The 20255-nt window shown below is 55.8% G+C and carries 18 protein-coding genes; 10 read left to right on the forward strand and 8 right to left on the reverse strand.

What is annotated here, in order from left to right; translation table 11 throughout:
• Window positions 1–113 precede the first annotated feature (113 nt).
• The 6 genes from B9Z45_RS07340 to B9Z45_RS07365 all read right to left on the reverse strand — a co-directional run bounded on the left by B9Z45_RS07340 (window position 114) and on the right by B9Z45_RS07365 (window position 7775).
• Window positions 114–857 carry a type I restriction endonuclease gene (locus B9Z45_RS07340; RefSeq protein WP_108406580.1) on the reverse strand — a complete coding sequence of 248 codons (744 nt, stop codon included), beginning with the start codon at window positions 855–857 and terminating at the stop codon, window positions 114–116.
• Window positions 858–864: 7 nt separating this feature from the next.
• Entirely contained in the window at window positions 865–1599 is a 735-nt protein-coding gene (locus tag B9Z45_RS07345; protein ID WP_108406581.1) for a DUF4276 family protein, read from the reverse strand.
• The gene (locus tag B9Z45_RS07350) at window positions 1568–2677 is read right to left on the reverse strand and encodes an AAA family ATPase (protein WP_108406582.1); all 1110 of its coding nucleotides are present in this window, start codon (window positions 2675–2677) and stop codon (window positions 1568–1570) included. The genes B9Z45_RS07345 and B9Z45_RS07350 overlap by 32 nt, the downstream gene beginning before the upstream one ends.
• A 318-nt stretch (window positions 2678–2995) precedes the next feature.
• Window positions 2996–3844: a restriction endonuclease subunit S gene (locus B9Z45_RS07355; protein ID WP_108406583.1), complete on the reverse strand. Its 849-nt coding sequence runs from the start codon at window positions 3842–3844 to the stop codon at window positions 2996–2998.
• Between the two features lie 484 nt (window positions 3845–4328).
• Complete coding sequence (locus B9Z45_RS07360; protein ID WP_108406584.1) at window positions 4329–6323, reverse strand: type I restriction-modification system subunit M; 1995 nt, start codon at window positions 6321–6323, stop codon at window positions 4329–4331.
• A 540-nt stretch (window positions 6324–6863) separates the two neighbouring features.
• Window positions 6864–7775: a LysR family transcriptional regulator gene (locus B9Z45_RS07365; RefSeq protein ID WP_108406585.1), complete on the reverse strand. Its 912-nt coding sequence runs from the start codon at window positions 7773–7775 to the stop codon at window positions 6864–6866.
• A 150-nt stretch (window positions 7776–7925) separates the two neighbouring features.
• Here B9Z45_RS07365 and B9Z45_RS07370 point away from each other — a divergent pair, with 150 nt between their 5' ends.
• The 10 genes from B9Z45_RS07370 to B9Z45_RS07415 all read left to right on the forward strand — a co-directional run bounded on the left by B9Z45_RS07370 (window position 7926) and on the right by B9Z45_RS07415 (window position 19218).
• Window positions 7926–10094 (forward strand): indolepyruvate ferredoxin oxidoreductase subunit alpha, encoded by a 2169-nt coding sequence (locus B9Z45_RS07370; protein ID WP_108406586.1) that lies wholly within the window; start codon window positions 7926–7928, stop codon window positions 10092–10094.
• A gap of 11 nt (window positions 10095–10105) precedes the next feature.
• Window positions 10106–11677 carry an indolepyruvate oxidoreductase subunit beta family protein gene (locus B9Z45_RS07375; protein WP_233252118.1) on the forward strand — a complete coding sequence of 524 codons (1572 nt, stop codon included), beginning with the start codon at window positions 10106–10108 and terminating at the stop codon, window positions 11675–11677.
• Window positions 11678–11738: 61 nt separating this feature from the next.
• A complete protein-coding gene (dctP, locus tag B9Z45_RS07380) occupies window positions 11739–12707 on the forward strand; it encodes a TRAP transporter substrate-binding protein DctP (RefSeq protein ID WP_108406587.1) in 969 nt (322 codons plus the stop codon).
• Window positions 12704–13234: a TRAP transporter small permease gene (locus B9Z45_RS07385; RefSeq protein WP_108406588.1), complete on the forward strand. Its 531-nt coding sequence runs from the start codon at window positions 12704–12706 to the stop codon at window positions 13232–13234. Before dctP ends, B9Z45_RS07385 begins: the two co-directional genes overlap by 4 nt.
• A complete protein-coding gene (locus B9Z45_RS07390; RefSeq protein ID WP_108406589.1) occupies window positions 13231–14550 on the forward strand; it encodes a TRAP transporter large permease subunit in 1320 nt (439 codons plus the stop codon). Before B9Z45_RS07385 ends, B9Z45_RS07390 begins: the two co-directional genes overlap by 4 nt.
• A gap of 119 nt (window positions 14551–14669) precedes the next feature.
• The gene (locus tag B9Z45_RS07395; protein ID WP_108406684.1) at window positions 14670–15854 is read left to right on the forward strand and encodes an ABC transporter substrate-binding protein; all 1185 of its coding nucleotides are present in this window, start codon (window positions 14670–14672) and stop codon (window positions 15852–15854) included.
• Between the two features lie 19 nt (window positions 15855–15873).
• Window positions 15874–16791, forward strand: a complete 918-nt coding sequence (locus tag B9Z45_RS07400) for a branched-chain amino acid ABC transporter permease (RefSeq protein ID WP_108406590.1) — start codon at window positions 15874–15876, stop codon at window positions 16789–16791.
• Window positions 16792–16802: 11 nt separating this feature from the next.
• The gene (locus tag B9Z45_RS07405) at window positions 16803–17762 is read left to right on the forward strand and encodes a branched-chain amino acid ABC transporter permease (RefSeq protein ID WP_108406591.1); all 960 of its coding nucleotides are present in this window, start codon (window positions 16803–16805) and stop codon (window positions 17760–17762) included.
• A complete protein-coding gene (locus tag B9Z45_RS07410; protein WP_108406592.1) occupies window positions 17759–18514 on the forward strand; it encodes an ABC transporter ATP-binding protein in 756 nt (251 codons plus the stop codon). Before B9Z45_RS07405 ends, B9Z45_RS07410 begins: the two co-directional genes overlap by 4 nt.
• A gap of 2 nt (window positions 18515–18516) precedes the next feature.
• Window positions 18517–19218 (forward strand): ABC transporter ATP-binding protein, encoded by a 702-nt coding sequence (locus tag B9Z45_RS07415; protein WP_108406685.1) that lies wholly within the window; start codon window positions 18517–18519, stop codon window positions 19216–19218.
• A 2-nt stretch (window positions 19219–19220) separates the two neighbouring features.
• Here B9Z45_RS07415 and B9Z45_RS07420 read toward each other — a convergent pair whose 3' ends face one another.
• Both B9Z45_RS07420 and B9Z45_RS07425 read right to left on the reverse strand, forming a co-directional pair.
• Window positions 19221–19868, reverse strand: a complete 648-nt coding sequence (locus B9Z45_RS07420; RefSeq protein WP_108406593.1) for a LysR substrate-binding domain-containing protein — start codon at window positions 19866–19868, stop codon at window positions 19221–19223.
• A complete protein-coding gene (locus B9Z45_RS07425) occupies window positions 19841–20119 on the reverse strand; it encodes a LysR family transcriptional regulator (RefSeq protein ID WP_108406594.1) in 279 nt (92 codons plus the stop codon). Before B9Z45_RS07425 ends, B9Z45_RS07420 begins: the two co-directional genes overlap by 28 nt.
• Between the last annotated feature and the right edge of the window lie 136 nt (window positions 20120–20255).

Below are 20255 nucleotides of genomic sequence, written 5' to 3' on the forward strand. Positions count from 1 at the left end.
ATCGTGAAAAGGCTCTCGGTGAAGGTGTCAGCGCCGCGCATCATGTGTCCGTGTAGTTGCTCAACAATTAACGTTTCTCAGGGGCTCGGCGTGGACCTAAACATGGGAGTATTTCAGCAGCCTGCTAAGAAGAACGATAAGGCTTCCAGCAGCGCATCCCGGCCCAGCACCTCGCGGTACAAAAACTCCACTGGGTATTCGGTGTCATCGGTTGCCTTATTTGTCAGCCCCATGTTGTGCCAACGAAAGTTCTCTTCCCGGCGCGGGTCTGTGGCGGCTTTCACATCGCTGGTGTCGGCAGCCAGGTACAAAAATGGATGCTGAAAAATCTTGCGCGTATGGTCGCGCTTTGTGAACTGCGCCACAGCGTCATGCACCGTCTGGTTTTTTTCGTGCTTCAACTCCAGCGCAACGATAGGCAGGCCGTTGAGGAAGAACACAAAGTCAATCTCTTGGTTCGTCTCCCCAAAGTAAAAATGCGGCCGAAAGGTGATGCGGTTTTGCCCGTACTTCTGCGCGGCAGCACTCTCGCTGGAGCGGGGCTTGGGGTAAAACAGCCGAAACTCCAGCGCCCGCACTTTCAAGCCATGGCGCAGCAGCATCCACAGTGGCGTGTGGGCCAGTTCGCTGCGCAAGGCTTTGAACACCTCGTCCCGCGCATCGGTGCCGTAGTCGGCGGTCAGTTTTTGGAGCGTATCCGCCTGGGTGGCGGTCAGGAAAGCCCACAGCGCATCCTCGGCAATGCTCTGCTCGGCATCATGAATGTCTGCCTGGTCCAACACGCCATATTTGTGCACGCGCACCAGAAAGTCGGCGATGTGCTTTTGAAAAACAAGCTCCGGGGGTTTCTTTGCCATACCTATTTCACACCACTTTTAGCCGCTGCTCTAGCCGCTCCAACCAAGTCCGAAACAGGGGGCATTCCTGACGAATGGAATCAAGCCCAATTTCGAGTACCGCCAAAGTCCCCATCAAAGGCTTTTCGTACCGTGGGAACAGAGCCAAAATCCGCTTGGAAGGCGCAGTTTGAGGTGAATCGTTAATCTCCTCGGGCGTACCAAACTGATCCCGGATGGCTTGAAATTGTGGTGCCAAGTCGGGTCGACCAATGCCACGGCCTAACTTTGCTGCATCACTAAAAAGCAAGCCCTCAAACTCATGCATCATCACAAAAGGCACGAAGCGGCTGGCCTCAACGCCATTGCCGAGTTCATGGCCGATGTCTGCCAGCAATGCGCTTTCAACCGCATGGGCCTTGTGCGCAAAGGCAAGTTGCGCAGCTTGCGCACGGCCCGGCCACGCTCGGTCCCCTGTTTGAGGCAACGCATAGAAATCCACCATGGTCGTTGAGAGACAGCCCGCGTCCTCTTTCAGGTGATGAAGAATATCCTTGCGCACTGCGCTCCAGGCGCGAATGCCGCCACGCCGATCGCGCTGACGGGCGTTGCCAACCAGCCGGGCGCTTACCCTTGTGTAGCCGCAACCGTAGAGGTGCGGGGCCAGCACCTCGTTCACAAAGGCTTCTTCCGTTTCACCTTCAACATGGATCAGCAAGCGCGTCATGCGTCTACTCGACCCCAGGGCGGCCGCCCAATTCATTCTTCTCCCAAAGCTGGCCCAAGCTGTAGTCCTGTAACCACGAGTCGAGCTTGCTAGGGTCAAGCCGAGTGAACTGTGTGCCACCGTCCACCCGGTCTGCCACCAGCACATCTTCCGGCTGGAAGTGATCAAGCAAGAAAGGGGACTGCGTGGAGATGATCACCTGTGTGGTTACAGAGGCTTGTTTGACCAACGAAGCCAGCAAGGTGATCGCCAACGGATGTAGGCCCAATTCAGGTTCATCCACCAATATGACCGAAGGCCGATAAGCCTCGGGCTGCAAAAACAGCGTAGCCAGCGCAATGAAACGCAGCGTCCCATCCGACAGTGCCGGTGCATCAAAGTAGGCATCTGACCCCTTATGCCGCCACTCCAGGCGGATTTTGTCGGGGTTCAGCTTTTGCGGTTCCAGTTGAAAGTCATCGAAAAACGGTGCGACACGCTGCACCGTTCGACGGATCAGGCTGTATGAGGTCTCGTGTTTCTCGCGTAGGTAGTAAAGAAATGCGGCCAGGTTGGAGCCATCCTGACGCAGGTAGCGGTTGTCATTGACATCCGCCGTTTTCTTCATCGGCGACGTGGAGCCTGTATCGTGAAAATGGTAGAGACGCCAGCGATCGAGATGGTCGCGCACGAAGTTGGCAATCTGCGAGGCATTCTGGGCGCTAATGCCAGCTTCCTTACCAACACGCGCCACACCCTCGCTATAGGGCTGCCCTGGGTGCTTCACCTTGTCCCAAAAATAAACCAGCTCCGTGGTGGGCACGAGTTCATCCGCATCTGTCGGTCCAAGGATCAGCCGGTACTGATTCCTCTCGCCTTTGAATGAAACATGAATGTCTAGTTTTTGGGTAACTTTCGCGCCAAAGTGAAGCACCTTGTCGGCCCCGCCTGCCTTGATCACGTAGTCCTGCAGGTGCCCCGCGCGGATGGCGTGCAAGAAAGCGAACACTCCAATGAAGTTGGATTTGCCGGAACCATTTGGGCCGATGACGACATTGATTGCGCCAAGTTTCAACTTCTCGATGGAAGCAATGCTCTTGAAGCCTTTGACGGTAATGGAGTCGAGTTCCGGCATGGTTCTCTCAAATGGGAGCTATTGGGGTGGTTTGGATAGGGTGCCCCATAGCTTACCTACTTTGGCAAGCCTGGATAGGTACAACTTGTACAGACCCATTTCTCACTTCCGTGCTCCCAAAAGGGGGGGGGACAAATTGACCCTCCCCTTTGGCGGATAACCGGCGGCGTGCCATGGTCGCTTCAGCCCTTGCACGACCAGTCTGCACCTTCTGATGGTAATAATTTATGCCAAATCGGCCTGTAGCCCTCGTAGAACGTGCGCAAGCAGCTACTAAAACAATAGCAACTGCGGGATGGGACAGATTCAGCATGGCATTCATACAACGGCCAGAACGTTCGCCTCCGTCACCCGCCGCTGGCCTGTGACGCATTCGTGGATCAGGGATTTGCGGTAGGCAGTCAGGGTGTCGATTTGGGCGGTGATCGTTGCGGTGATGCGGTCCACTTCGGCTGTCTTGGCATCCAGGTGGGCGCAAATGGCCGTCTGTACTGACAGCGGCGGCAAGGGAATGGGGAACTGGCCGACCTTGGTGGCGTTGGTGTTGGCCAGGTTGGTGGTCTTCTTGCCCGTGGCCTCAAAGTAGTCGCGCCCGTATTGGGCAGCGGTGGCATAAGCTAGAAACATGGGCTTGAGTTTGTGCGGGAAGCAGCGCACAGCGAAGATATGGTTCTGGTGCAGGCAGCCTGCAATCTCGCCGCGCCACAAATGACCACGCCCCAGCTTGTCCAGGTCGCCGCCCTCGGTCATCAACACATCGTCCGGGCACAACTGCACGCCTGCCGCCACGCTGGCCGGAAGTTCGATCACGGACACGTCGGCCAAATCAAGGTGGCCGTCTTGCACATTGCCGACACGCAAATACGGGCGTTCAATCAGCTCACCTTCGTATTGTTTGCCAAGGGTCAGTCCGCCCCGAATCTCGGAAATGCGTTTTAGGGCCACCAGTTTCCAGCCGCGTGGTATTTTCTCTAGCCACGCATTGCCGGTGGATTCAAGAACGGTGTCGGATGCAATGCCCCACGTGACCGCCCGTTGAATGATGGATTTGCGCAGGGCATCCAGGGTGTCGAGCTGGCGGCGCTTGGCGGAGACTGCTGCGTCGATGGCGGCGCAGCTTGCGTCCAGATAGGCGGCGATGCGGTGTTGCTCGGGCAAGGGGGGCATCGGAACCTGTATTTCACCAAGATCGCGTGACCCAAGCCCTGCCGCGAAGCCCCGGTAAAACCTGCAAAAACCTGATCTTGACCCCACGGGGCAGACAGGCAATAGGTCAGAAACTTGTAGTTCAGCTTTGCTGCGGGACGGATGATGCACACATGCTGATTGACGTTGCCCTCACCAAAGCTGTCAGGCACAAACGCGCATCGGCCAATGGATGCGCCAGTGATATTCAACAGCACATCGCCAGGACGCAACTTCGAGCCACCCATTTCATCGTGCGTGTCCTCACCGATGTAGGCAACGTCGTCAAGCCGAAGGCCGTCGAAATGCACGTTTTGACTTCGCAACAGCGGTACCCCGGCATCAAGATAGGCTGCCGCGCCACCCGTAGGAGTGACACCGCTACCAATCTTCCATGCGTGATCTTTGACTCGGTCAACCGGCCAAACAGTTTGCGCGGCCAACGCCGACGCGGGCTGCACAACGCTCATTTCGCCAACCCCTCCAACATCTTCTCAGCCTCTTTCTCCAACGTCCAGAACTGCGCCAGCAAGTCTTTGGCCGGTGTCGGCGGCTGGTAGCGGTAGAAGTATTTGTTGGGCAGGATTTCATAGCCCAGTTGCGGGCTGTCTTCCCAACGGATGATGGGTTTGGCGATTTCGCGTTTCAGGAAAGCGGCAATGTCTTCGCCGTGGGGGATGTATTCGTCGTCGGCCACATAGTGGCGGTGCGTCCACTCCACCGACACAATCTCGGGCCAGTCACCCAGGGTCTGGCCCAGTGCAATTTTGAGTTTCTTAGCCGCACTGTCGGCGGGTGTCAAAGCGACGGTGATGGTTTTTACTTTGTCGTCCACCTTCACGCGCACCCGGAATGTGATGTCGCTGTCATGAAACTCTTGCTCCTTCTTCAGGTTGGCAGCGGTAAAGGCTTTCTCATACGGCTCAGTCAGGGTGGCGGGCTCGTCATGCGCGTCGGTTTGCCAGAACACGACCTTGACTTTGTGAAAGGCAAAGTCCTTCGTCTTGAACAGCTTGACGTTGGCATCGTCAAAACTCTTCGCCCAGCCTTTGGCATAGCGGATTTCAATCCACTGCCGGTGCGCGTCGGTCATGCGATTGCGCTTGTTGCCAAAGGCCTTGGGCTCTTTCTCAAATTGCTGGCGTGCGTCGATCAGCATCACGCGGTCCTTGTGGCTGGCGGGCTTGTCGTTACGCAGCAGCCAGATGTAGGTAAAGATGCCGGTGTTGTAGAAGAGCTGATCGGGCAGCATGACGATGGCGTCGAGCCAGTCGTTTTCCAAAATCCAGCGGCGAATTTCGCTCTCGCCCGAGCCGCAGTCACCATTGGACAGCGGCGAGCCATTGAAGACGATGGCTGTGCGGCTGCCACCGTCGGCGGGGGCCACCATCTTGGCCAGCATGGTTTGCAGGAACAGCAGCGCACCGTCGTTCACACGGGGCAACCCGGCGCTGTACCGGGTTTTTTGCAGCTTGCGGGCTTCCAGTTCGTAGCCGTCTTTGCCGCCCCAGGTCACGCCAAAGGGCGGGTTGCTGAGCATGCGGTTAAAGCGGTATTTGGTTTCAGGCAACTGGTCGCCGGGGTCGCGGCTGTGCGGGTCGTGCGGGATGAGCGAATTGCCTAAAAAGACTTTGGCGCTCTGGTCGTTTTTGATCAGCAGGTCGGCTTGACATACCGCAAAGTTGGTAGGCGAAAGCTCTTGGCCGTGGATGGTCAGAAACTGTTCCACCCGCTCTTTTTCAGCCGCTGTGCTGGCCCGGTCCAGCAGGTGTTCTTTGCAGACAGACAACATGCCACCCGAGCCACTGGCCGGGTCATAGACGGAAAAATGCCGCTCAGGTATCGGGATGTCGAGCAGCTCCACCATCAGGCGCACCACTTCACGCGGGGTGAAGTGTTCCCCGGCTTCGTCGCCGCTTTGCTCCGAGAAGCGGCGCAACAGTTCTTCGTAGATGTAGCCCATTTCCAGGCCCGAGAGTTGGTCGGGACCAAGGGGCAGCTCTTTGTACTGGTTCAGGATCGGGGCCAGCCGGTTGTAAGCCACCATGGTGGTGATGGTGGCGCGGTAGTTGAAGTGCTGAATGATCTCGTCCACATTGGCAGAAAAACCATTGATGTAAGCGCGAAAATTTTCCGCCAGCAGCGTTTGGTCGTCTTCATAGACGCCCCGCAACGTCCAGGTGGTGGCGTTGGAGAACGGTGACTGCTTGGGGTTGAGCTCCAGGTCTTTCACCAGCTTGGCCAGTGCCTCGGGCGTGAGGTTGGGTCGTTTGGCGAGCACCTCGGCACTTTTGGCCTCGCGCCACGCCATCAGCACACATTCCAGGCGGCGGATGACGATGATGGGCAGGATGACGCTTTGGTATTCGTACGACTTGAACTTGCCACGCAAGCGCTCGGCTGACTTCCAGATTTCGTTGGTGAGGTTGTCGAGCTTGGGTTTATTGAGCGAGAGTGCCATTGATTTATTTTCCTGTCCCTGTCCGTTATCCGATTGGCACCCACTGCAATTCAATACTTAACCCGGACGGACAAGTTACAGTTAGTGCAATAAGCTTCATTAGAGTGTATTTCACCACACCAAAGGGAGAAAAACGATGGCCCGTCACTACTAGACCAGGGACTTTTTCCGACACATGCCCATTGTGCTGCTGTCCCGCTACTTTGCGGGGCGCACGGTATTTGAAAAGTTAGACATTGCCGCCATGTCAGAGACCCGGCACAACGAGTTGTTTGCCGCCTATAAAGCTGGCCTCGCTGGTCAACCACTATGAGCGCGCCATGGTCACGTATCTGGACCACAACCTGTTTTGCCGTGGTGCCAAGCATTTCTGCCATGCCGACAATCTGTCCCGCTGGCGCAAGCGCAAGAACCTGCCGCATAACGCCGCGCGAGTGGGCACCGCCAGCATCCAGGCACTGGCCAACCGTATCTGCTCCCACTTTCACGTCACCGAAGTCCAGAGAAAAAACTGCGCAGTGCCCTCCAAAATTATTTTTCTTACCGCTGAAACAACCTGCAAACCAGCTGCCTCATCCACTGGTGACGCGAGTCGTTGTCGGTACTTTTATGCCAGACCATTCGGACTTCATACACAGGCGCATCGGTGATGTCCCAAATTCGAAGATCTTGGCGCCATTTCAGTTCACGCACATACATCTCGGGAATGATGGCCACCAAATCGGTTTGGCGGGCGATGTCGGGCATGGCACTGAAGTGCCTGGACCGCAACACAATGCGGTCTTCCAATTTCATGCGCGACAACATTTTCTCCACGCTGCCATGAAAAGTGGCGGTGGGTGAAGCCACGGCAAAGCCGGACTGACGCAATTGGTCCGCGCTCAAGGTTTTCCCTGCTCGCCCACTGGGTGGCCTCCAGCCCAGGGACGTCACGGCCATGTAGCGCTCATGAAACAAAAGCTCGGATCGAATGCCGCGATGCTCTGGCGCCAAGATGCCGATCGCCATGTCAATTTCGCGCGACTCGAGCGCTGCAGTTACCTGGTCGGCGTTGACTGAAATATTGGACAAGCGTGAATGCGGCGCCTCGGCCCGCAAAGTGGACGCCAGCTTGGGCAGAAACATCATCTCGCCCAGATCTGACAAGGAGATTTTCCAGTGCACTTCACTGTTTGCGGGGACATACTCTTGGCGCCCGACCAGTTGGGTCTCCAGGGCTAACAATTGCTCATGCACATCGGTGGCCAATTGCTCACCCAAGCGGGTGGGCTTGAGGCCTGTGGGCGCCCGGACAAACAACTCGTCTTCAAAATAGTCACGCAAACGCGCCAAGGCATTGCTCGTGGCCGGCTGCGACAAGGCCAGAGACTTCCCCGCCAAGGTGACGGAGCCCGTTCTGTGAATGGCGACCAACACCCGCAAAAGGTTGAGGTCAAGCTGCCGAAAATTCATGCCGGTTTCCTTCTCAGGGTTTGACCTAATTATTCACCAAACAAATGTGCTTCATTTAATTTATCCATTTGTCGAATGAAAAAAACTATCCTAAATTGAACTTTATTCAACAATTTCAACCAGAGTTCGCTCACGAAGGACATCGCGCAAATGGCAGAACGTTCATTCCTTGCGGAGGTCGAAAAACTCAAGCTGGGTGCAGGAGAAGAGTTTCACGGCGAAGGCATTTTGGCGGTCACCAAGGCCCTGCTGCAGTCTGGCGTGTCCTATGTGGCGGGCTACCAGGGGGCACCCATTTCGCATTTGATGGATGTGCTGACCGATGCCAACGACATCCTGTCCGAACTGGGCGTTCATTTTGAACACAGCGCCTCTGAAGCCACGGCCACAGCCACGCTGGCGGCTTCTGTGAACTACCCACTTCGGGGCGCGGTCACCTTCAAATCAACGGTAGGCACCAATGTGGCGTCTGACGCTTTGGCCAATTTGGCCTCAGGCGGTGTGATTGGCGGGGCCATGATCATAGTAGGCGAAGACTACGGCGAGGGCTCCAGCATCATGCAAGAGCGCTCGCATGCATTCGCCATGAAATCGCAGGTTTGGCTGCTGGACCCCAGACCCAATTTGCCCAGCATCGTGAAGGCCGTTGAAACAGGCTTTGAGTTGTCAGAGGCCAGCAACACGCCTGTCATGCTGGAACTGCGCATTCGGGCATGCCATGTGCACGGGCAATTTGCCACCAAAGACAATGTGCGCCCCAAATTCACGTTGAAAGATGCCATCGAGCATCCCAAACGGGATGTCAACCGCATTGTGTTGCCCCCATCGAGCTATTTGCACGAGCAAGAAAAGGTAAAGGACCGCTGGCCTGCTGCCGTCAAATTCATTCAAGACCATGGCATCAATGAATTCTTTGCGCCAACAGCCCAGGATTTCGGCATCGTCATGCAAGGCGGCTTGTACAACGGCGTGCTCCGCGCCCTGGAGGTATTGGGCTTGGCGAATGCTTTCGGTGAGTCGAAAATTCCGCTGTATGTATTGAATGTGACCTACCCACTCGTGGACGAAGAGTTCAAAACCTTTTGCACCGGCAAGCGCGGGCTGCTCATTGTGGAAGAAGGACAGCCCGATTTCATCGAACAAAACATCCACGCCATATTGCGCAAAGCCGATGTGGCCACACGTGTTCATGGCAAAGAGTTTTTACCCATGGCGGGCGAATACACCGGCGGGGTGCTGTTGCAAGGCATCCGGCGTTTCGTTGAACTGTATGCGCCTGAGAGCTTGGGCCAAGGGGCCGTAGATGCGCCAGCGGTGCCAGCGAATGCGCTGGTGACGCAGGCCATCGCAGACGCGACGGCGCAAGTGCTGCCCAGACCGCCCTCCTTTTGCACGGGTTGTCCTGAGCGCCCCATTTTCACGGCGATGAAACTCATTGAACGGGAACTGGGGCCGCGCCACATCAGCTGCGACATTGGTTGCCACCTGTTTTCCATTTTGCCGCCGTTCAACATTGGCGCCACCACCATGGGTTACGGCTTGGGCTGGGCGGGTGCTTCGGCATTCAATACCCCCGAGACAGAACACCGCACCATGGCCATCATGGGCGATGGCGGCTTTTGGCACAACGGACTGACCAGCGGCGTGGGCAATGCGGTTTTCAACCAAACAGACAACGTGTTGCTGGTGGTGGACAACGGCTACTCTGCCGCGACTGGCGGCCAAGATGTTTTGTCATCCAAAGCCATCAACCCGATTCGCAGCACCAACAACCCGATCGAGAAAGCCGTCAAGGGCGTGGGGGTGGACTGGGTGAAAACAGTCACGCATACCTACAGCCTCGATCAAATGCGGGGTGCCCTGCGCGAGGCACTGACCACCCCGGTGAAGGGCCCCAAGGTCATCGTGGCGCAAAGCGAGTGCATGCTCAATCGCCAGCGTCGCGTCAAACCACAAATCAAGCAGCGTATCCAGCAAGGCGAACGCGTGGTACGCGAAAAATTCGGCATTGATCCCGACACATGCACCGGAGACCACTCGTGCATTCGTTTGTCGGGTTGCCCGTCCCTGAGCATCAAAACCAATCCTGACCCCTTGAGAACCGATCCCGTCGCGGCCGTTGACGACAGTTGTGTCGGTTGCGGTTTGTGTGGCGAAGTGGCGCACGCGGCCGTTTTGTGTCCTTCGTTTTACCGCGCTGAAATCATCAACAACCCCAGCGGCTGGGACCAGTTCAAAGAAAAAATCCGCACCTGGGTCATTGGCCGTTTGCAAAATCGCATTGAACGTCGCCTTGCGGGCATCACTGCCACAGTCTGAGTGACATGCCCATGACAATGACAACAACATCCACAACGACTCAAACCCGCGCCATCACCATCACCATCGCCATCCTGGCCATGGGCGGTGAAGGCGGCGGTGTGCTGGCCGACTGGCTGGTGGATTTGGCAGAACACAATGGTTTTCTGGCCCAAACCACCTCGGTGCCGGGTGTGGCCCAACGCACTGGCGCCACCATCTATTACCTTGAAATGTTTGACAAAGCGAGCATTCCCGATGCACGCCAACCGGTCTTTGCACTCAGCCCATTCCCAGGGCATGTCGACATTGTGCTGGCCTCGGAATTGATGGAAGCGGGCCGTGCACTCCAGCGCGGATTGGTCAACCCCGAGCGCACCACCCTGATTACTTCATCGCACCGCGTCTATGCCATGACCGAGCGCATTGCGATGGGTGATGGCCGAATGGACTCGGCCAAATTGATGGCAGGCGCCCAAGCCGCTGCGCACCAGTTCATTGCGGCCGATTTCTCTGCCATTGCCAGCCAGTCCGGCAGCCTGATAGGCCCGGCCTTGTACGGCGCCCTGGCGGCATCTTGCCAGTTGCCCTTCACACGCCAGCAGTTCGAAGACACGATTCGACGCGGTGGCATTGGGGTCGCGTCAAGCCTTCAAGCTTTTGCCGCAGGGCACCAAGCGGCTCAGCAACAACTGCTGCCCCACAACGCTGCGGCAGCAACGCCAGTGCATGAGCCTGCTGCACCGCAGTTGCCGCAGTTGCCGGCTGTGGGCCCTCGACTCCATGCGATGGCACAAAGAATTCAGCAAGACTTCAGGCCTGCAGCGCAAGCCAATCTCATGGCAGGCATTGCTCGCTTGACGGATTACCAAAGTGAAAAATACGCCACCCTTTATCTGGACCGACTGACCCTGCTGAACCAAAAGGCAGAGGCCAGTGCACTGGGCGACGAGATTGTGGCTGAGGCAGCGAGGCATCTGGCGCTGTGGATGAGTTACGAAGACACGGTGCGTGTGGCAGATCTGAAAATCAGGCGCTCACGCTTTGACCGAGTGCGTGGCGAAGTGAAAAAGAGTTCTGAGCAACTGCTGGACATCAACGAGTTTTTACACCCCCGCCTTGAAGAAATTGCCGACACCTTGCCAGCGCCGGTGGGACGGTGGCTTCTCAAAACCAACTGGGCCCGCAAGTTGTTGGGCCGTTTCACGCAACAGGGCCGGATTGTGAAAACAACCTCCCTCAGAGGCTATTTGTTGCTGTACGCGATTGCAGAACTGCGGGCCACCCGCCCCTATTCCTTGCGCTACAGCCATGAACAAGAGCGGATCAGCGATTGGTTGAACACCGTGGAGAATTTGCTTCAGGCCAACAACAGCTTGGCGCTCCAAGTGGTCAAGGCGCAACAATTGGTCAAAGGTTATGGCGAGACCCACAGCCGAGGCTGGCGCAATTTTCAACGCCTGATGAGCGCCTTGCCCAAACTGCAAAACGACGCCGATGCCGCGGGCCAACTTCGCAAGCTTCAAACCATTGCGCTCAGCGACGACTCCGAACAAGAACTGTTGACAAGCCTGAAGGCGCAAGGTTTACTGCAGCACAACTGAACGCCACAGCACTTCAGGCTCACCATTTTTTAACTGAACCATCCAAACCCGGAGACACCCCATGAAAACAAGAGTCATCAAATCCGCCCTGCTATGGGTCCTTGCCGCCTCAAGCGCGACCACCGTGTTGGCCCAAGAGGTCACACTGCGACTGGTCAGTGCCTTTGCAGAAAACGGCATTTATGTGCAACGCCTGCAACCCTGGATCAACAAAGTCAACGCCGAAGGCAAGGGCGTGCTTCAAATCAATTTCATCGGTGGCCCCAAAGCCATCCCTACCTTCGAGGTGGGCAACGCGGTCAAAACCGGTGTGGTGGACATGGCCTTGAATACCGGGGCTTTTTACACCAATGTGATGCCCGAGGCCGACTTTTTAAAGCTCACCCAAATGACCGTGGCAGAGCAGCGCAAAAACGGCTCCTTTGATGCCATAAACAAGGTGTGGAACGAAAAAGGCAACATGCAATATTTGGCCCGCATCGTTGAAAACCAACCCTTTCACATCTACACCAACAAGAAGGTCGACAAACCCGACTTGAGTGGCCAGAAAATTCGCATCACCCCCGTCTATCGCGATTTCTTCCAATCGCTCAATGCCAATGTGATCACCACGCCGCCTGGCGAGGTCTACACAGCACTGGAGCGTGGCGTGGTGGACGGCTATGGCTGGCCCATTGGCGGCATTTTTGACCTGAACTGGCACGAGAAAACCAAGTTCCGCATTGACCCCGGTTTTTACGATGCCGAAGTGTCTTTGGTCATGAACCTGCCTGCCTTCAAAAAGCTCACCGATGCACAACGCGTTTATTTGCAAAAACAACTGCTGGCTTTAGAGGCAGAGAACACGTTCTGGGTTCGTTATGCCGCAGAAGAAACGGCACGCCAAGCCAAATCCGGCATCCAAACCATTGCCTTTGACGCGGCCACCAGCAAGGCATTCAAAGACAAGGCTTACGACATTGCCTGGACATCTGCATTGAAGCAAAGCCCAGAAATCGCGGCCAAATTCAAATCGCTGTTCTCTAAATGATTTCCAAACTTTCTGAGGCCTATGGGCGATTGATTTCCGCCCTGGCGCTGTTTGGATGCCTGATGTTGTTGGTCATGATGCTCATCATCGTGACCGATGTGGCACTGCGCAACTTCGCTTTCAGCGGCGGCCCCCAGGGCATCGGCTGGAGCAACGAGGTCTCAGAATTCATTTTGTATGGCGTCACCTTGTGTGTTTCACCTTGGCTGCTGCGCCAGGGTCAACACATCCGCGTTGACATTGTTCTTCAGGCCATTCCGGCCAAATTGGCCTGGGCGTTTGAATGGGTCGGCGACACGCTGGGATTGGCCTGCTGCCTGATCATGACCTTTTACGGTGTGCAGGCCACCTGGGCCAGCTACACCGCCAATTCGCTCAATATCAAAACATTGGTCACGCCTGAATGGTGGTCGTTGGCCCCCCTGCCCTTTGTGTTTACATTGCTCAGCCTTGAAATGTTGTTTCGCATGCACCGGCTGTGGTTGGCTGAACGAGGCCCACGCAATGACGCAGTGAGCGCCGCATGAGCAGCTGGCAATTTGCGGCCTGCCTCATGCTCGGAGGCTCAACGGTTTTGCTCTTCATTGGGATGCCCGTTGCACTGACCTTCATTGCGGTCAATATTTTGGGGGCATGGCTCTATATGGGCGGTGAACCTGGCTTGGTGCAACTGGTTCGCAGCAGTGTCAGTTCGGTCATGGCGTTCTCCCTGACGCCCATTCCGCTGTTTGTGCTGATGGGCGAGATTCTGTTTCACACAGGTCTGGCCTTCAAGGTCATTGAAGGCGTGGAGCGACTCATCATGCGCGTGCCGGGTCGCTTGGCTGTGGTGGCTGTGGTGGCGGGCACCGTGTTCTCTGCCATCTCAGGTTCGACCATTGCCACCACCGCCATGCTCGGGGCACTCATGCTGCCCGTCATGCTGGCCAGGGGCTATCACCCCACCATCGCCACGGGTCCCATCATGGCCATTGGCGCGGTGGACATGCTCATCCCACCCTCTGCCTTGACGGTGCTGTTGGGTTCCTTGTCGGGAATTTCCATTTCGAAATTACTGATTGGTGGCGTCTTGCCGGGCGTGTTGCTGTCCATTTCGTTTGTGGCCTGGATCATCATTCGCGTTCGAATCAGCCCACACTTGGCGCCCACTGAATCCGATGTGGTTCATCACACAGGCTGGGCTCGCTGGCAACCTTTCTTTGGCTATGTCTTGCCCACACTGTCCATTTTTGGCGTGGTGGTTGGGGCCTTGGCAGCAGGTTGGGCCACCCCCACCGAATGTGCCGCATTGGGTGCTTTTGCCACCATGGTGTTGGCAGCGTTTTACAAAGCCCTGAAGTGGCAGGCCGTGTTGAAAGCCCTCAAGGGCACAGCTGGCATCTCGGGCATGATTTTGTTCATCATTTTGGGTGCCACCACATTTGCCCAAATACTTTCCTTCTCGGGTGCCAGTACGGGCTTGGTGCAGTTCATCACGGGCCAAGGCTTGTCCACCACCTGGATTGTGGTCGGCATGATGCTGATGCTCATTTTCCTGGGCATCTTTGTCGATCAGGTGAGCATGATGATGATCACCTTGCCGATCTTCATGCCCATTGTGAACACCTTGGGCGTGGACCCCATCTGGTTTGGCGTGATGTTCCTCATTTGCATGCAACTGGGTTTGCTGCTGCCACCCCATGGCCTGCTGCTGATGACCATGCGCGGTGTCGCGCCCCCCTCGGTCACGATGGGGCACATCTTCCTGGCGGTTGGCCCTTATGTGGTCATGAGTTTGATTTTGTTGTTGGCCGTCTTTTTCATACCCGGCATTGCCACATGGCTGCCCGCATGGATTGGGTGAAAAAGTTCACCTGTTAAACGGGAAAACACTGATTTCAATGCATCAATTTTCGGCTAAGAATGCAGGGTGCCCCAGGGGCAGGTGCTTTCTTTTTTTATCGGTCTCACCAGGAGTTCATCATGTCTTTTCCGCTCGTTAAAAGTCTTGTTAGCCTCACCGCCGCGGCCACGTTGTCCATGCAACCCGCGCTGGCAGCCGATAAAGTGAAAGTGGGCTTTGTCAGCACACTGTCTGGCCCCTCGGCAGCTTTGGGTGTCGACATTCGCGATGCCTTCATGCTGGCAGTGAAGCTCAACGGTGGAAAACTGGGCGGATTGCCCGCCGATGTGTCCATTTCTGATGACCAATTCAAACCCGATGTGGGCAAACAATTGTTCGAGCGCTATGTCAAACGCGACAAAGTCGATTTCTTAACGGGCGTTGTCTTCTCCAACATCATGCTGGCAGGCCTTCCCGAAGCGGTGGAGAACAAAACCATTTACCTCAGCCCCAACGCAGCACCTTCGCCGATTGCAGGCGCGCAGTGCACGCCCTACTTCTTTGCGGTGTCCTGGCCCAACGACGCCTACCATGAAGCTGCAGGTCAATACGCTACCAACCTCAAAGTCAAGTCTGCTTATTTGCTGGCACCCAACTACCAAGCCGGCAAAGATTCATTGGCGGGTTTCAAACGCTTCTACAAAGGCAACGTCAACGGTGAGGTTTACACCAAACTGGGACAACTCGACTACTCGGCTGAACTCGCGGAGATTCGGGCAGCCAAACCCGAAGTGGTCTACACCTTTTTACCGGGCGGGATGGGCATCAACTTCATCAAGCAGTTCATGGCAGCAGGCCTGAACAAGGACATCCGCCTGATTCAGCCCGGCTTTGGCGCTGACCAGGACGTGATCCGTGCAGTGGGCAACGACATGCTCGGTATTTTTGACACAGCACACTGGGGCATGGATTTGCCCAACGAAGCCAACAAGAAATTTGTGGCCGAGTTTGAAAAAGAATACAAGCGCCTGCCGACTTTGTACGCAGCCCAGGGCTATGACACTGCGCTCCTGATCGATGCTGCTGTGCGGGCGGCAAACGGCAAGGTCGAGGACAAAGACCTGATGATCAAAACGCTCAAGACGGTGAAGTTCAATTCCGTGCGTGGCGACTTCCGCTTCAATACCAACCAGTATCCGATTCAAAACTACTACCTGCGCGAGATTCAAAAAGACGCACAGGGCCGGCTGGTCAATCGGATTGTGGGTCAGCCGGTTTTGACCAACCATGGCGACGCTTATGTCAAAGACTGCCCCATGAAATAACGGGGGCTAAGGTCTCCCCATGAGCAGTATTTTGATGTTGGAGCAGGCCTTGAATGGCCTGCAGTTTGGTTTGATGTTGTTTTTGCTGGCGTCTGGTTTGACGCTTGTATTCGGCATCATGGACATGATCAACCTGGCCCATGGCGCGCTCTACATGGTGGGGGCCTTCTTGGCCGCCTGGCTGGTTCAGCTGACCCAGTCATTCTTGCTGGGTGTGATCTTGGCCGTCTTGCTCACCGCCGTGGTGGGCATGGTTTTGGAAGCCACGCTGCTGCGAACGCTGTATGCCAGAGACCACTTATCCCAAGTCTTGGCCACGTTTGCGCTCATTCTCATCATCAACGAATCGGTTCGCATGATTTGGGGATCTGATCTCCCCCTTTCTGCGCCCCAAGCCTTGTCTGGCCCCGTAGAACTGTTACCCGGATTGATGTACTCCAGCTATCGGTTGGTCATCATTGGCGTGGGCTTGACCATTGCCCTGTTGTTGTTTCTGTTGGTCACCAAAACCCGTATGGGGGCCTGGGTTCGTGCAGGCGCCTCCAATCGAGAGATGGCCATGGCGATGGGGATCAACATCAGGACCCTGTTCACCGGCGTCTTTGGCATTGGTGCTGCGTTGTGCGCTGTCGCGGGTGCCATGCTGGGCCCTTTGCTGGCTGTTCAAGTGGGCATGGGTGAAAACATCCTGATTTTGGCCTTTGTGGTCATTGTGATTGGCGGTATCGGTTCGGTCTGGGGCGCCTTTGTGGGGGCCATCCTGGTGGGCTTTGTCGACACGCTGGGACGGACCCTGCTGCCGCATCTGTTTCGAGAAATATTCTCACCCCAATTTGCCAGTGCTGCCGGCCCTGCCGTCGCCTCGATTTCGGTCTATCTCTTGATGGCCTTGGTTCTTTTTGTTCGCCCACAAGGCTTGTTTTCAGGTCGCTCTTAAGCCAGGTCAAGATGAAACGTGAAACACCACCCTGGCTCTGGGCCTTGTTGTTGATACTGGCCATTGCATTGCCATTGGCGCTGCATGTCGGCGGCCAGGATTTTTACATCAGCATGCTCAGCCGCATGATGATTTACGGCATTGCGGCTTGCAGCCTCAACCTCATCTTAGGTTTTGGCGGATTGGTCTCGTTTGGACATGCTGCGTTCGTGGGCATTGGCGCCTATACCGTTGGCATCATGATCACAGAGGGTGTGACCAATGGCTGGGTGAACTTTGCTGTGGCCATGGCCGTGTCGGCTTTGGCAGCCGCTGTGATTGGCGCCATCTCCTTGAGAACGCGTGGTGTTTACTTCATCATGATCACACTGGCTTTTGCCCAAATGATTTACTACCTGGTGAACTCCATCAAGGCTTATGGGGGCGATGAAGGCTTGAACATCAAGTTCAGATCCAACTTTGGCATGGGGCTGAATTTAAAAAATGATCTGACGTTTTACTTTGTTGTCCTGTTTGTACTGGTCATCACCCTGATCCTGATTTCGCGCATGATGAAGTCACGCTTTGGCAGAGTGATTTTGGCCATCCGTGACGACGACACACGCGTAGAAGCCATCGGGTTTCCAGCCTATACCTACAAATGGGTTTTGTTCACCGTCGCCGGTACTTTGGGTGGCCTGGCGGGCGCCTTGATGGTCAACCATCAAAACTATGTCAGTCCCAATTTGATGCACTGGACGCAATCGGGCATCTTGATGGTGATGGTCATTTTGGGAGGTGTAGGAACCCTCTCAGGCGGTTTGTGGGGCGCCTTGGTCTTGCTCATTTTGGAAGATTTGATTGCTGAACACACGGTGTATTGGCAGTTCTATATCGGGTGGTTCTTGCTGGCAGTGGTGTTGTTGGCACCCAAGGGGCTTTCGACCTTTTTTAACCGTCCACCCAAATTCAAGGTCAAGGGGCATTCATGAGCCAAGCACCTTTGCTCGACGTTCAAAATTTGGTGAAGAAGTTTGGCGCCGTGTTGGCCACGGACCACGTGAGCCTGCAAGTCCAACCACATGAAATTCATGCCCTGATTGGCCCCAATGGCGCGGGCAAGACCAGCTTGGTGGCACAGTTGTCAGGTTTGCTGCCCAGTGACAGCGGGCAGATTTTCTTCAAGGGTCAGGACATCACGGGCATGTCAACCCACGAGCGCGTGCGCTCAGGTCTGGCGCGTTCGTTTCAAATCACCCGCCTCTTCAAATCCTTCACGACCCTGGAAAACGTGGCTTTGTCCATCCAGGCGCGCATGGGAAATAGTTTTTCATTTTGGAAACCCGTGAGCCAAGATTTGGCTCTGACAGACCACGCCATGCACCTGCTCAGCGACCTGGGTCTGGCGCACCGCGCCAACGACCCTGCCAGCGAACTGTCCCATGGTGAGCAGCGCATTCTGGAGCTGGGTCTGGCTGTCGCTACGCAACCCAAGTTATTGCTGCTGGATGAGCCCATGGCAGGCGCAGGCCCGGTGGAGTCTGAGCGCATCTTGAACCTCATCCTGAAATTGCGCGAACAATCGGCCATCTTGCTCATTGAACACGACATGGACGCTGTGTTCAGACTTGCCGACAGAATTTCCGTGTTGGTAAGCGGTGCGGTCATTGCCACGGGCACCCCTACCGAAATCAGGCACCACCCACAAGTCATCGCCGCCTACTTGGGCGAGGAGAACGCATGAGCTTGCTGCAAGTACGCAATGTGCAGTCGGCTTACCAAGAGAGTCAGGTCTTGTTCGGCGTTGACTTCAGCCTGAAGGCGGGCGAATCGATGGGCTTGCTTGGCCGCAACGGCATGGGCAAAACCACGCTGATTCGAAGCATTCTGGGTCTCAAATCCGTTCAGGGTGGCCAGGTTATTTTTGATGGCCATGACATCACCAACCAAAGCACCGACAAAATTGCGCGGCTTGGCATCGCCGTGGTGCCCGAGGGAAGACAGGTTTTCCCCAATTTAACGGTGGACGAACACCTCACAGCCTTTGTCAGTAACCGACACAAAAGCCCAAGGCTTTGGACGCCCGCCCGCGTCTACGAACTTTTCCCCCGGTTGGCTGAACGCAAATCCAACCTGGGCTCTCAGCTGTCGGGGGGGGAACAGCAAATGCTGGCTATTGGCCGTGCTTTGGTCACCAACCCATGCCTGATCATTCTTGACGAAGCCACCGAAGGTTTGGCACCGCTCATTCGCGAAGAAATCTGGAAATGCCTGCGACTGCTCAGCGAGGAAGGGCAGACCTTGATCGTGGTGGACAAGTACGTGAACCGATTGGTGGACATCGCATCCCACCATCTCATCATGGAGCGCGGTCAAGTGGCCTGGGCAGGCAGCTCGCAGGCGCTGCGGGATGATCGCCAGTTGTGGACGCGCTATTTGGGCGTTTGAGCTTAAAACGACTGCGCCACCGATTTCACGGCTTGCATGAGCAGCTTGCTGGCAGGACTCAAGGTGCCTTTGCGGCGCCGCGTGATGCCCACCCTTCTCTCCCATTGGTGGCCTGTGGCTTCCAGCGCCTTGAGTTGCCCTGCGCGCACTTCCCAATAAATCAATTCTTTCGGAATGAAGGTCAAGGCCTCGCTTTGCATGACCATGGATTTCATCAAAACGGTCGAGGTTGTTTCGACTTGGGCTACAGGTGGCTCCAGATCATGCACCACAAAATAATCGTCAAATGCCAGCCGTTCCAACTCGCGTTGCCTGGGCAAAATCCAGTGGTATTTCAGCAACATTTGGGGTGTGACCACTTTGTATTTTGAAAGCGGGTGGTCTGCGCGAGCCACCACGGTGGCATGTTCGGTCGACAAGAAGTCGTGAACCAATTCTGTATCCGTTGATCTTGCAGGCACAGATGACAGCGCAAAATCAACCTCCCCTTGTTTGACCCAAGGCATCAAAGCCTCGTTCAATCCATACAACACCGTGACATGGACTTCCGGGTTTTGACCGGCCAGCACTTTGAGGGCCAATGGCAAAAGCCGTGTGGCTTCTGTCGGGCCACAGCCCACCATCACATGCCCACGTTGGGCCCCTCGCATGGATTGATTTCACCCACGGCATTGCGCATCTCCGCCTCAATGACGCGCCCATGTTCCATGAGGGCCTGTCCAAAAGGCGTGAGGCTAACCCCAAAACGGCCTCTTTCGAGCAGACGCACCCCCAGGGTTTTTTCGAGGGCCTTGATGCTCTTGGAAAGCGCCGGTTGAGAAATTTCCATCGACGCCGCAGCTTCTGTCAGATTGCCGTAGCGGGCGGCCGCCAGGAAGAGCTGAACTTTTCTGTAATCCATAACCTATGGTAATGGAAAAAGCATGAATTGTTGTAGATCAATGTTCCAACCTGCGATAAGTTACGGGTTCGTGTTCATCTCAAGCCCTGAAATGGAGTTTCCATGCAATCGATAGATTTAGATCAACTGGTTCAAC

The sequence above is a fragment of the Limnohabitans sp. 2KL-17 genome, from assembly GCF_003063415.1.
In the GTDB taxonomy this organism is placed as follows: Bacteria; Pseudomonadota; Gammaproteobacteria; order Burkholderiales; family Burkholderiaceae_C; genus Limnohabitans_A.

Excerpts from the sequence above, each read along its gene's own strand:
- B9Z45_RS07340 (WP_108406580.1), bottom strand. The coding sequence starts at position 857 with ATGGCAAAGAAACCCCCGGAGCTTGTTTTTCAAAAGCACATCGCCGAC.
- B9Z45_RS07345 (WP_108406581.1), bottom strand. The coding sequence starts at position 1,599 with ATGAATTGGGCGGCCGCCCTGGGGTCGAGTAGACGCATGACGCGCTTG.
- B9Z45_RS07350 (WP_108406582.1), bottom strand. The coding sequence starts at position 2,677 with ATGCCGGAACTCGACTCCATTACCGTCAAAGGCTTCAAGAGCATTGCT.
- B9Z45_RS07355 (WP_108406583.1), bottom strand. The coding sequence starts at position 3,844 with ATGCCCCCCTTGCCCGAGCAACACCGCATCGCCGCCTATCTGGACGCA.
- B9Z45_RS07360 (WP_108406584.1), bottom strand. The coding sequence starts at position 6,323 with ATGGCACTCTCGCTCAATAAACCCAAGCTCGACAACCTCACCAACGAA.
- B9Z45_RS07365 (WP_108406585.1), bottom strand. The coding sequence starts at position 7,775 with ATGAATTTTCGGCAGCTTGACCTCAACCTTTTGCGGGTGTTGGTCGCC.
- B9Z45_RS07370 (WP_108406586.1), top strand. The coding sequence starts at position 7,926 with ATGGCAGAACGTTCATTCCTTGCGGAGGTCGAAAAACTCAAGCTGGGT.
- B9Z45_RS07375 (WP_233252118.1), top strand. The coding sequence starts at position 10,106 with ATGACAATGACAACAACATCCACAACGACTCAAACCCGCGCCATCACC.
- dctP (WP_108406587.1), top strand. The coding sequence starts at position 11,739 with ATGAAAACAAGAGTCATCAAATCCGCCCTGCTATGGGTCCTTGCCGCC.
- B9Z45_RS07385 (WP_108406588.1), top strand. The coding sequence starts at position 12,704 with ATGATTTCCAAACTTTCTGAGGCCTATGGGCGATTGATTTCCGCCCTG.
- B9Z45_RS07390 (WP_108406589.1), top strand. The coding sequence starts at position 13,231 with ATGAGCAGCTGGCAATTTGCGGCCTGCCTCATGCTCGGAGGCTCAACG.
- B9Z45_RS07395 (WP_108406684.1), top strand. The coding sequence starts at position 14,670 with ATGTCTTTTCCGCTCGTTAAAAGTCTTGTTAGCCTCACCGCCGCGGCC.
- B9Z45_RS07400 (WP_108406590.1), top strand. The coding sequence starts at position 15,874 with ATGAGCAGTATTTTGATGTTGGAGCAGGCCTTGAATGGCCTGCAGTTT.
- B9Z45_RS07405 (WP_108406591.1), top strand. The coding sequence starts at position 16,803 with ATGAAACGTGAAACACCACCCTGGCTCTGGGCCTTGTTGTTGATACTG.
- B9Z45_RS07410 (WP_108406592.1), top strand. The coding sequence starts at position 17,759 with ATGAGCCAAGCACCTTTGCTCGACGTTCAAAATTTGGTGAAGAAGTTT.
- B9Z45_RS07420 (WP_108406593.1), bottom strand. The coding sequence starts at position 19,868 with ATGCGAGGGGCCCAACGTGGGCATGTGATGGTGGGCTGTGGCCCGACA.
- B9Z45_RS07425 (WP_108406594.1), bottom strand. The coding sequence starts at position 20,119 with ATGGATTACAGAAAAGTTCAGCTCTTCCTGGCGGCCGCCCGCTACGGC.